The 10,388-nt window shown below is 69.2% G+C and carries 12 protein-coding genes; 2 read left to right on the top strand and 10 right to left on the bottom strand.

From position 1 onward, the window contains the following. The 4 genes from ACT6XY_RS21100 to purL form a co-directional block, all read right to left on the bottom strand. A partial coding sequence (locus ACT6XY_RS21100) for a hypothetical protein (RefSeq protein WP_444750276.1) occupies positions 1-288 on the bottom strand: 288 nt, incomplete at its 3' end. A 200-nt stretch (positions 289-488) separates the two neighbouring features. Continuing rightward, on the bottom strand, positions 489-827 hold the full coding sequence (gene grxD, locus ACT6XY_RS21095; protein ID WP_444750275.1) for a Grx4 family monothiol glutaredoxin: 339 nt from the start codon (positions 825-827) through the stop codon (positions 489-491). Positions 828-865: 38 nt separating this feature from the next. Next, positions 866-1,099, bottom strand: coding sequence for a BolA family protein (locus ACT6XY_RS21090; protein WP_106748766.1), 234 nt, complete (start codon positions 1,097-1,099; stop codon positions 866-868). A gap of 17 nt (positions 1,100-1,116) precedes the next feature. Next, positions 1,117-3,327, bottom strand: coding sequence for a phosphoribosylformylglycinamidine synthase subunit PurL (purL, locus tag ACT6XY_RS21085; RefSeq protein ID WP_444750274.1), 2,211 nt, complete (start codon positions 3,325-3,327; stop codon positions 1,117-1,119). A 174-nt stretch (positions 3,328-3,501) separates the two neighbouring features. On the opposite strand from purL, the gene ACT6XY_RS21080 reads away from it, so the two are divergent. Continuing rightward, complete coding sequence (locus ACT6XY_RS21080) at positions 3,502-4,725, top strand: VWA domain-containing protein (RefSeq protein ID WP_444750273.1); 1,224 nt, start codon at positions 3,502-3,504, stop codon at positions 4,723-4,725. A gap of 166 nt (positions 4,726-4,891) precedes the next feature. Here the strand turns inward: ACT6XY_RS21080 and purQ are convergent, their stop codons facing one another. The 5 genes from purQ to purC all read right to left on the bottom strand — a co-directional run bounded on the left by purQ (position 4,892) and on the right by purC (position 8,040). Further along, on the bottom strand, positions 4,892-5,590 hold the full coding sequence (purQ, locus tag ACT6XY_RS21075; RefSeq protein ID WP_444750272.1) for a phosphoribosylformylglycinamidine synthase subunit PurQ: 699 nt from the start codon (positions 5,588-5,590) through the stop codon (positions 4,892-4,894). 15 nt (positions 5,591-5,605) lie between these two features. After that, positions 5,606-5,845 (bottom strand): phosphoribosylformylglycinamidine synthase subunit PurS, encoded by a 240-nt coding sequence (gene purS, locus ACT6XY_RS21070; protein ID WP_444750271.1) that lies wholly within the window; start codon positions 5,843-5,845, stop codon positions 5,606-5,608. 99 nt (positions 5,846-5,944) lie between these two features. Beyond that, complete coding sequence (locus tag ACT6XY_RS21065; protein ID WP_444750270.1) at positions 5,945-6,487, bottom strand: hypothetical protein; 543 nt, start codon at positions 6,485-6,487, stop codon at positions 5,945-5,947. An 82-nt stretch (positions 6,488-6,569) separates the two neighbouring features. After that, entirely contained in the window at positions 6,570-7,241 is a 672-nt protein-coding gene (locus ACT6XY_RS21060) for a hypothetical protein (RefSeq protein ID WP_444750269.1), read from the bottom strand. A gap of 10 nt (positions 7,242-7,251) precedes the next feature. Next, on the bottom strand, positions 7,252-8,040 hold the full coding sequence (gene purC / locus ACT6XY_RS21055) for a phosphoribosylaminoimidazolesuccinocarboxamide synthase (RefSeq protein WP_444750268.1): 789 nt from the start codon (positions 8,038-8,040) through the stop codon (positions 7,252-7,254). 332 nt (positions 8,041-8,372) lie between these two features. Between purC and ACT6XY_RS21050 the strand changes: the two genes are divergently transcribed. After that, positions 8,373-8,693 carry a DUF1476 domain-containing protein gene (locus tag ACT6XY_RS21050; RefSeq protein WP_444750267.1) on the top strand — a complete coding sequence of 107 codons (321 nt, stop codon included), beginning with the start codon at positions 8,373-8,375 and terminating at the stop codon, positions 8,691-8,693. 70 nt (positions 8,694-8,763) lie between these two features. Here ACT6XY_RS21050 and ACT6XY_RS21045 read toward each other — a convergent pair whose 3' ends face one another. Next, positions 8,764-10,272 carry a flavin-containing monooxygenase gene (locus tag ACT6XY_RS21045; RefSeq protein ID WP_444750266.1) on the bottom strand — a complete coding sequence of 503 codons (1,509 nt, stop codon included), beginning with the start codon at positions 10,270-10,272 and terminating at the stop codon, positions 8,764-8,766. Between the last annotated feature and the right edge of the window lie 116 nt (positions 10,273-10,388).

The raw sequence follows: 10,388 nt of genomic DNA, 5'->3' as shown, positions 1-10,388 counted from the left end.
GTCGGGGCGCGGCTGCGGCAGCGGCGCTGTCATGGCGGTCGACAGAGACGGCGCGGGCACGGCACCGGCGATGGGCCCGCCACGGGGGGCTACGGCACGCGGGGCGGGCGCGATGAAGGTGGGGGAGAGAAGGTTCAGCGGCTGGCCGCCGCCGACCTGGGCGGTGCCGGCCTGGAAGCCCAGCGACTGCTGCCCGAGGGCCGCGGGCGAGGAGGCGACGAGAAGGCCGAAGGTGGCGGCCAGGGCGCGCCGTCCGGGGGCACGCGAGAAGGGAGCGGCGGTAGGCATGCGGCGCGACGCATTCCGTGGCTTGCGACCCCCGCGGGGATCATGGGCTGGCCCGAAGGCCTGGGCAGCGCGGGCATGCCGCGCAACGGAAGGGAGCACTTACGTGGCCCCGCTGTCTTATCCCTCTTACAGCCGATCGTGGCAACTTCCGGGCAGAAGACGAAAGGGCAGCCGCCGGGCTGCCCTTCGAAGAACGGAGGTCAGCCCGTCGTCTCGCGGACCGCGATGCCGTTCGACTTCATCAGTTCGGCGAGCTCGCCAGACTGGAACATCTCGCGGGTGATGTCGCAGCCGCCGATGAACTCGCCCTTGACGTAGAGCTGGGGGATGGTCGGCCAGTTCGAATAGTCCTTGATGCCCTGGCGGATGTCGTCGGCGTCGAGCACGTTGATGCCTTTGAAGGGCACGCCGAGATAGTCCAGGATCTGGACCACCTGGCCGGAGAAGCCGCACATCGGGAACTGCGCCGTGCCCTTCATGAAGAGCACCACGTCGTTGTTCTTCACCTCGGCATCGATCTTGTCGTGAGCTGTGGTCATGGTTCTCTCGCTCGCGGCGTCAAGGGCCGCTCAAGACGTCAGGTGGGCGCGCCGGTGGTGAGCGCCAGCGCATGGAGGGTGCCGCCCATCTTGCCCTTGAGGGCGGCATAGACCAGCTGGTGTTGTTGCACACGCGACTTTCCGCGGAAAGCCTCGGACACGACGGTGGCGGCATAATGATCGCCGTCCCCCGCAAGGTCCTTGATCTCGACCTTCGCGTCGGGAAGCGCGTCCTTGATCATCCGCTCGATATCGGCAGCGGCCATCGGCATGGGATGAACTCTCCGGTTCAGGCCGCCTTGGCCATGTAGGCGGGCAGCCACGACTCGAAGGCATCCTTCAAGTCACTCACCAATATGGGTTCCTCGCCCGGCAGGGTCAACGCGGACCCGCCGGCGACGCCGAGCCGCGTCAGTTCGACGCCGGCACCCGCTGCGCGGGTCGCCAGGGTGTCGATGTGCTCGGGCCCGACCGTGAGGACGTAGCGCCCCTGGTCCTCGCCGAACCAGAAGGCGTGGGCCGGCAGGTCGTGCGACAGCGTCTCGACGGTGATGCCCATGCCGGAGCTGATCGCCATCTCGGCGAGGGCGACCGCGAGGCCGCCGTCCGAGACGTCGTGGCAGGCACCGACCAGACCCTCGCCGATCAGGGCGCGGACGAATTCACCGTGGCGGCGCTCGGCGGTGAGGTCGACCGGCGGCGGGGCGCCCTCCTCCCGGCCGCAGACGTCGCGCAGATAGACCGACTGGCCGAGCCAGCCCTGGGTCTGGCCGAGGAGGAAGACCTGCTCGCCCGCCAGCTTCGGCGCGATGCCGACGCTCGCCTGGAAATCGTCCAGAACGCCCACGCCGCCGATGGTCGGCGTCGGCAGGATCGCCCGGCCGTGGGTCTCGTTGTAGAGCGACACGTTGCCGGAGACGACGGGGAAGTCGAGCTCCCGGCAGGCTTCCCCGATGCCGCGGATGCAGCCGACGAGCTGGCCCATGATCTCCGGCCGCTCGGGATTGCCGAAATTGAGGTTGTCGGTGATGGCGAGCGGCCGCGCGCCGACGGCCGAGATGTTGCGATAGACCTCGGCCACGGCCTGCTTGCCACCCTCGACCGGATCGGCCTCGCAGTAGCGGGGCGTCACGTCGCAGGTCATGGCGAGGCCCTTCGGCCCGTGCTCGACGCGGATGACGGCGGCGTCTCCGCCCGGCCGCTGCACCGTGTTGCCGAGGATGATCGAGTCGTACTGCTCGTAGACCCAGCGCTTGGAGCCGAGCTCGGGGGTCGCAACCAGCTTCAGGAGCGCCTCGCGGTTCGACAGCGGCGCCGCGACGCTCTCCGCGGCGATCACCGGCTTCGGCGCCGTCGGCACGTGCGGGCGGTCGTAGAGCGGCGCCTCGTCGCCGAGCTCCTTGATCGGCAGGTCGGCCATCACCACGCCGTGGTGCTTGATGACGAAGCGCAGCGTGTCCGTCGTGTGGCCGATCACCGCGAAGTCGAGGCCCCACTTGCGGAAGATGGCCTTGGCCTCCTCTTCCTTCTCCGGCTTCAGCACCATGAGCATGCGCTCCTGGCTCTCCGACAGCATCATCTCGTAGGCGGTCATGCCGGGCTCGCGGGTCGGCACGTTTTCGAGGTGCAGCTCGACGCCGAGGTCGCCCTTGGCGCCCATCTCCACCGCCGAGCAGGTCAGGCCCGCCGCACCCATGTCCTGGATGGCGATGACGCAGTCCTTCTCCATGATCTCGAGGCAGGCCTCGAGCAGCAGCTTCTCGGCGAAGGGATCACCCACCTGCACGGACGGCCGCTTCTCCTCCGCGCCCTCGCCGAACTCGGCCGAGGCCATGGTGGCGCCGTGGATGCCGTCGCGGCCGGTCTTGGAACCGAGATAGACGATGGGCATGACGATGCCGGTGGCCTTGGCGTAGAAGATGCCGTCGGTGCGGGCGAGGCCCACGGCCATGGCGTTGACGAGGCAATTGCCGTCATAACGGGTGTGGAAGCCGACGAGGCCGCCGACCGTCGGCACGCCGAAGGAATTGCCGTAGCCGCCGACGCCGGCCACCACGCCCGCCACGAGGTGACGGGTCTTCGGATGGGCCGGATCGCCGAAGCGCAGGGCGTTGAGCGCGGCGATCGGGCGCGCGCCCATGGTGAAGACGTCGCGCAGGATGCCGCCGACGCCGGTCGCCGCGCCCTGGTAGGGCTCGATGTAGCTCGGGTGGTTGTGGCTCTCCATCTTGAACACGGCGGCGAGGCCATCGCCGATGTCGATGACGCCGGCGTTCTCGCCCGGGCCCTGGATGACCCACGGCGCCTTGGTTGGCAGCGTCTTCAGGTGGAGGCGGCTCGACTTGTAGGAGCAGTGCTCGTTCCACATCGCCGAGAAGATGCCGAGTTCGGTGAAGGTCGGCTCGCGCGAGATGAGCTTCAGGATGCGCTGGTACTCGTCCGGCTTGAGGCCGTGGCTGGCCACCAGTTCGGGTGTGATCTTCGGTTCGTTGGGGATCATGCCGTGTCCGTCCCGGGGGCCCGTCTCGCAAGCGATGCACTTACCCCCCGCGCCCCCTTTTCGCAACGGCGAAGCGGGCCTGTGCCGCACTGAACGGCCGCTCGCCGGCACGGGACTTGATCCGTGTCGCCCGAAGGACGCCGCCGGACGGGGCGCTGTCCGGGAGCGACACAGATGCACGCGAAACTGTCCCGATTCAGGTCCGACGTCCGCGCCAACGTGGCGCTGCTCTTCAGCCTCGCCGCCCTGCCGGTCTTCGGCGTGGTAGGCGCCGCGGTCGACTACACCCGCGTCTCCCGCATGCAGGTGCAGATCCAGGCAGCACTCGATTCCGCATCCCTGGCGGTCGCCAAGGATTCGCGCAGCCTCTCCGCAGCCGCCCTGCAGGACGCTGCCAACCGGGCCTTCGCCGGCAATTTCACCCCGCCCTCGGACCTCACGCTCAGCACCCTCGGCGTCACCCGCGACGGCAACACCATCCGCCTGTCGGTCTCCGGGACGCTGCAGACCACCATCGCCGCCACCATGGGCGTCTCGTCCATGCCGCTGACAGTGGTGTCGCAGACCTCCTGGAACGAACCGAAGATCGAGATCGCCCTCGTTCTCGACAACACCGGCTCCATGGCCGGCAGCGGCAAGATGGCGGCGCTGAAGACCGCGGCCATCGATCTCATCAACGAGCTGGAAGCCGCCCGCGTCTCCTCCGACCAGGTGAAGATCGCCGTCGTGCCCTTCGTCAACCAGGTGCGCATCGCCACGAGCTTCCGCAACGAGGCGTGGATGCGCTTCGACGGTACCGGCATCTCGTCGAGCCTCGTCACCACCAAGGCGGCCTGGACCGGCTGCCTCACCGACCGCGACCAGCCCAACGACATCGCCGACACCGCGCCCACCACCAACGCGGCGCGCTATCGCGGCGTCAAATGCGCCAATAGCGGGCTTGCCACCGTCCAGCCGCTGACGACCAACTTCTCGGCCCTGCGCGCGACGATCAACGCCATGCAGCCGGCAGGCACCACCAACATCACCATCGGCGTCCAGGCGGGCCTCGCCGTCATGTCGTCGGGCCTGCCCTTCACCGAGACCGGGTCCTCGCCCGACGTGTTGCGCTACATGATCCTCTTGACCGACGGCGACAACACCGAAAGCCGCTACGTGCCGTTCAGCAACTATACCGCCGCCCCGCTGATGGACCCGCGCACCCGGGATGCCTGCAACGCCGTCAAGGCCGCGGGCATCACGCTGTTCACCGTCCGCGTCATCGACGGCAACCAGAACCTCCTGCGCGCCTGCGCCACCGACCCGTCCATGTATTTCAACGTGACGAGTTCGGGCGGCATCGGCGACGCCTTCAAGGCCATCACCAGCATGATCAAGCGCATGCGCCTGTCGGCGTGAGGGGCGCGGACGCCGTCTCAAGCGCTACCCGCTCCGCAGCGTCGATCCCGGCCTCGTGCCGGGCATCCACGACTTGACCACAGCACGATGAGACTGCGTGGATGCCCGGGACAAGCCCGGGCATGACGGCGAGGTCGCGACCTGGCGGGACCGACAGGCCCTGCCCTCACGCCGTCTGGAGCGCCTCGGCGAGGCTCTCGAACAGGCCACGCCCGTCGGTGGAGCCGATGGTCGGGTCCACGTGATTCTCCGGGTGCGGCATCATGCCGAGCACCCGCCGGTTCTCCGAGACGATGCCGGCGATGGCGTTGGTGGCGCCGTTAATGTTGGCCTGCGGCACCACTGCGCCGCTCGCGTCGCAATAGCGGAACACCACGCGGCCCTCGTCCTCGATCCGCTTCAGCGTCTCGGCATCGGCGATGAAATTCCCCTCGCCGTGGGCCACCGGCACCTCGATCACCGCCCCCGCATTGTAGCGCCGGGTGAAGGGCGTGTCGGACCGCTCGACCTTCAGATGGACGTTGCGGGCGATGAACTTCAGCTGCGCATTGCGCATCAGCACGCCCGGCAGGAGGCCCGCCTCGCAGAGGATCTGGAAGCCGTTGCAGACGCCGAGCACCAGGCCGCCACGCGCCGCATGGGCCCGCACCGCGTCCATGACGGTGGCGCGGGCGGCAATGGCGCCGCAGCGCAGGTAGTCGCCGTAGGAGAAGCCGCCGGGCAGCACCACGAGATCGGTGCCGGGGGGAAGCGCGCTGTCGCCGTGCCAGACGAGGGCCGGCTTCACGCCCGAGGTCAGCTCCAGCGCATAGGCGATGTCGCGCTCGCGGTTGGAGCCGGGAAAGACGATGACGGCGGCCTTCATGGACCTGTCTCCCGCTCAGACGAGTTCGATGCGGTAGTTCTCGACCACCGTATTGGCCAGCAGCTTCTCGCAGGCGGCCTTGATGGCGGCCTCGGCGGCCGCCTTGTCCATGTCGGCGATGTCGAGATCGAAGACCTTGCCCTGGCGGACCGCGCCGATGCCGTCGATGCCGAGGCTCTTCAGCGCCCCCTCGATCGCCTTGCCCTGCGGATCGAGAACGCCGGTCTTCAGCGTGACGGTGACGCGGGCCTTCATCGGGCGCTCCTTCGAGGCGGGGTCGGGAATGGGGTCCGTCTAGACCGCCCGGCCGCCGCAATCAATGGAGGATTGGCGCCTGCCGCCATGAAATGCGGGTCAGGGGGCGCGGCCCGCCGGTGCCGGGGCCGGTGCCATGTTCGCCTGCAGCAGCACGACGGGGATGAAGGTCTTCAGGTTGGCGCGGGCCGCCGCCTCGTTCGGCGCCGTCGAGACGATGGAGAAGGCGCGCCCGCCCTGCAGGACGAGGCTTGTCGCCAGGTACTGGTTGGTGCCCGAAGAGGCCACCAGCAGCTTGACCGCGGTGAGCGTCTTCGCCCCGGCCTGGTCCGCCTCCGCCACATCGATCATCTCGACGCGGGTGAGCCGGCCGTTGCTGCTCTCGACCATGCGCCGGTTGGTCTCCTCCTGGCGCCGGCGGAACTCGGCGACCGGGGGCATCCGCGTCACCGACTGGGACCGGTAGCTGATTGTCGACTGCGCGGCGCAGGACGCGGCACGGCAGCGGAAATAGACGGTTCCGGTCTCGGCCGTCTGCCGCTCCCAGCCGTCGACGGAAAGGGTGGCACCCTGGGCCGCGGCCGGCGCGGCGGAGAGGGGCGCGAGGGCGAGCCCGAGGGCGAGAGCGAACAGGCGGATCATGGGCAGTCCTCGTGGGTGGGCGGTGCGCCTTGCTAGCGCCCCGGCGTTTCCGCTTCGCGCCGCCGGAGCCAGGCGGCGGTCGTCAAAGGTTGGCGTCCGCGACCTTCCTCGCGGCGGCGGCGACCTGGTCCGCCCGCTCGCCGACGACGATGACGACCTTCAGGCCCGCGCCGGTCTGCCGGCCGAGGACGGCGGCGTGGGCGATGCGGGAAGGCCCGTCCTCCCGCCGCATCTCCAGCTGGAAGCCGGAAAAGGCGCGGTGGCGCAGTGGCCGGGTGCGGCTCGCCACGCGGTGAGGGATGCGCCGCGCCGCGACGCTCGCCGGCACCTGGCGCTGCGCAGCGGTGACGAGGGCGATGCGGCGGCGGTTGCCTTCGGACAGACGTGTCGCGAGGCCGCCGGGCTGGCGCAGGCTGCGCGCCAGGGTGCGCGCCTCGGCGCCTCGCGCCTCCACAACGGCTATCGCCACCCGCTCGGGGCAGATGGACGCGGGGCAGGCGCCGACCGACACGGGGGTCACCGTGTCACGGGTGATCCAGGCGCCAGTCGGTACGAAGATCCAGGGGTTTTCGGCATCGCGCGCGGCGATGTCGGGCCGCGTCGCCACGCCCTCCACCGCCACCGGCACATAGGCGCAGGAGGCGAGGACCACGGTGGCGAACACGGCGAGGAAGCCGGCGCGCAGGAGGGCAAACGTGTCGCCGGCGGCGTCCGCCGGCGCGTCGGATTTCGGCCTGCGCGCGAGGAGGCGCATGGCGCTGGCGTCACTGCACCAGGACGGGACCGGTCGGGCGCTCGTTCTCGCCCATCACGCCGAGGCGGCGGGCCACCTCGGTATAGGCCTCGATCAGGCCGCCGAGGTCCTTGCGGAAGCGGTCCTTGTCCATCTTGTCGTTCGACTTGATGTCCCAGAGCCGGCACGAATCGGGGGAGATCTCATCGGCGACGACGATGCGCATGACATCGTTTTCCCACAGCCGCCCGCACTCCATCTTGAAGTCGACGAGACGGATGCCGGCACCGAGGAACAGGCCCGAGAGGAAGTCGTTGACGCGGATCGCCAGCGCGATGATGTCGTCGATCTCCTGGGGCGTCGCCCAGCCGAAGGCGGTGATGTGCTCTTCCGAGACCAGCGGGTCGTTCAGCGCGTCGTTCTTGTAGTAGAACTCGATGATCGAGCGCGGCAGCTGCGTGCCCTCGTCGATGCCGAGGCGCGTCGAGAGCGAGCCGGCGGCGACGTTGCGCACCACCACCTCGAGCGGAATGATCTCGACCTCGCGGATGAGCTGCTCGCGCATGTTCAGCCGGCGGATGAAATGGGTCGGCACGCCGATGTCGTTCAGCTTCGAGAACAGATACTCGGAGATGCGGTTGTTGAGCACGCCCTTGCCGTCGATCACCTCGTGCTTCTTGGCATTGAAGGCGGTCGCGTCGTCCTTGAAGTGCTGGATGAGGGTTCCCGGCTCGGGGCCTTCATAGAGAACCTTGGCCTTGCCTTCGTAGATGCGGCGTCGGCGGCTCATAGGGATATACCGTGTCTTGAGGAAGTCCATCTCTCACCAGGTTTCCGGTTTGCCGGTCTCCGGCGACGGAGCATACGGACGGTCGGCGCGCACCCATCAGAATCGGGCGCGCTGACGCCCATGCCCGCACGATCTTCCTATCCGATCGTTCGCCGATGCACAATGAACTCGGTCGCAACCGGCCGGCAGGCGATGGGGCGGAACGGGAAGGTCTTGCGCGAAAACGCCTCAGGTGCGACGCCTTTGCTCTCGCCAAGGTGGGGATGGCGCGCCTATATGCAAGCCCGACGGGGCGACACCCCTCCCACGGCGGGTCTACGATCCGCCTTGCACTCACGGACCCAAGGCCGAGGACCACGCGGATGAGCACCTTCGACAAGCGTCAGGAAGGTTTCGAGAAGAAATTCGCCCATGACGAGGAACTGCGCTTCAAGGCGACCGCCCGGCGCAACAAGCTCCTCGGCCTCTGGGTCGCGGAGAAGATCGGCAAGACCGGCGCCGACGCCGAGGCCTATGCCAAGTCCGTGGTCATGTCCGACTTCGAGGAGGCCGGCGACGACGACGTGTTCCGCAAGGTGAAGGCCGACCTCGACGCCGCCAATGCTGGCCAGTCCGACCACCAGATCCGCCGCACCATGGACGAGCTGATGGCCACCGCCGTCGCCCAGGTCCAGGCGGGCTGACGCCCCTCCCCTTTCGCGCTTTTGCCAAAGGCCGCCGGGCACCGTCCGGCGGCCTTCGTCGTTTCCGCCCTCACCGGTATCTGAGCGCCGGATCGTCCAGGTCGAGCGCGGGAAACACGTCCTTGTCGCGCCAGTAGTCCTGGCTGTGGCGCCAGGCCTCCCCCGGCCCCGTCTTCGGCAGGCGGTCGAGGTCGCGCAGGAGGTAGCCCGGGTTGAAGTCCTCCGGGTCGGTCCAGGGGCCGGGATCGGCGCCGGCAGCGTCCGCGGGCAGCACCGGCTCCACCGTCCCGGCGCCGCGCGCCGCCATGTGCGGCAGGAGGCGGCAGACGACGTCGGCGACGAGGTCGGTGCGCAGCGTCCAGCTCGCCCGGAAATAGCCGAAGACCCAGGCGAGGTTTGGCACGCCGGTGAACATCATGCCCCGCCACGTGACGGTGTCGGCGAAGTCGATGGGAACGCCGTCGCGGCTGAAGGGGATGTCGCCCATGACGCTGAGGGTGAAGCCCGTGGCGGTGGCGACGATGTCCGCGGCGATCTCCTCGCCAGACGTGAGCCTGATGCCGCCCGCCGTGAACCGCTCGATCTCCCCCGTCACCACAGAGGCCTCGCCGCGGCGGATGGCATGGAAGAGGTCCGCGTCCGGCACGAAGGCGATGCGCTGCCGCCAGGGCCGGTAGCGCGGCGTGAAATGGGTGTCGATGTCGTAGTCGGGGCCGAGGACGGCGCGCACCGCGCCGATCAGCTCCGCCTTCACCCGCTCCGGGTTCTCGTAGGTCTGGCGGGTGAAGGCGTCCTGGTCGAACAGGATCTTGCGGCGGACGATCTCGTGGATCCACGCCTCGTCCACCTTCAGCTGGCGCAGCGTCTCGGCGAGTTCGATGGCATTGCGCCCGGTGCGGAAGAAGGTCGGCGAGCGCTGCAACATGGTGACGTGGGCCGAGCGGCCGGCCAACGCCGGCACCAGCGTCGCCGCCGTCGCGCCCGAGCCGATCACCACCACCCGCTTATCCCTGGTGTCGAGGTCCTCCGGCCAGGTCTGCGGATGCACGACGGTGCCGGCGAAGTCGGCCATGCCGGGCCACTCCGGCGTGTAGCCTTGCTCATGGCGATAGTAGCCCTGGCACATCCAGAGAAAGCGGGCCCTGAAGAGGAGCACCTCGCCCGTCTCCTCCCGCCGGACCGTCACCGTCCAGCGCGCCTCGGCGCCGGACCAGTCGGCCGAGAGCACCCGATGGCGATAGCGGATATGCGCGTCGAGGCCGTTCTCGCTGATGATCTGGCCCATATAGGCCTTAATCTCCGCCGCCGTGGCGATGGGCGGCCCGGTCCAGGGTTTGAAGCTGTAGCCGAAGGTGTGCAGGTCGCTGTCGGAGCGGATGCCGGGAAAGCGGTGGGTGCGCCACGTGCCGCCGAACCCGTCCTGCGCCTCCAGCACCACGAAGCGCTGGTCAGGCAACCGTTTCGTCAGGTGCCAGGCCGCGCCGATGCCGGAAATGCCGGCGCCGACCACCAGCACGTCCACCTCCTCCGCCGGGGCGGACTGCGGGATCGGATGCTCTGCGCCGGCCTGCATGTCCATGGCCTTGCCGCCTCGCCAGCGGGCGGCCCGCCGCCCCGGACGCAAGAGCCTATGCCGCCGGCACCAGGGGTCAACATCCCCCGTCCGGCCAGGGAACGCGCGGCGCGCCGCTGCCC

Origin of the sequence: Phreatobacter sp. (assembly GCF_052440005.1) — a bacterium.
Taxonomy (GTDB): Bacteria; Pseudomonadota; Alphaproteobacteria; order Rhizobiales; family Phreatobacteraceae; genus Phreatobacter.
The sequence above is the reverse complement of the archived record's forward strand: the minus strand, read 5'-3'. Positions and strand labels throughout refer to the sequence as shown.

Coding starts and splice junctions, on each gene's coding strand:
- grxD (WP_444750275.1), bottom strand. CDS start 827: ATGACCACAGCTCACGACAAGATCGATGCCGAGGTGAAGAACAACGAC.
- ACT6XY_RS21090 (WP_106748766.1), bottom strand. CDS start 1,099: ATGCCGATGGCCGCTGCCGATATCGAGCGGATGATCAAGGACGCGCTT.
- purL (WP_444750274.1), bottom strand. CDS start 3,327: ATGATCCCCAACGAACCGAAGATCACACCCGAACTGGTGGCCAGCCAC.
- ACT6XY_RS21080 (WP_444750273.1), top strand. CDS start 3,502: ATGCACGCGAAACTGTCCCGATTCAGGTCCGACGTCCGCGCCAACGTG.
- purQ (WP_444750272.1), bottom strand. CDS start 5,590: ATGAAGGCCGCCGTCATCGTCTTTCCCGGCTCCAACCGCGAGCGCGAC.
- purS (WP_444750271.1), bottom strand. CDS start 5,845: ATGAAGGCCCGCGTCACCGTCACGCTGAAGACCGGCGTTCTCGATCCG.
- ACT6XY_RS21065 (WP_444750270.1), bottom strand. CDS start 6,487: ATGATCCGCCTGTTCGCTCTCGCCCTCGGGCTCGCCCTCGCGCCCCTC.
- ACT6XY_RS21060 (WP_444750269.1), bottom strand. CDS start 7,241: ATGCGCCTCCTCGCGCGCAGGCCGAAATCCGACGCGCCGGCGGACGCC.
- purC (WP_444750268.1), bottom strand. CDS start 8,040: ATGGACTTCCTCAAGACACGGTATATCCCTATGAGCCGCCGACGCCGC.
- ACT6XY_RS21050 (WP_444750267.1), top strand. CDS start 8,373: ATGAGCACCTTCGACAAGCGTCAGGAAGGTTTCGAGAAGAAATTCGCC.
- ACT6XY_RS21045 (WP_444750266.1), bottom strand. CDS start 10,272: ATGGACATGCAGGCCGGCGCAGAGCATCCGATCCCGCAGTCCGCCCCG.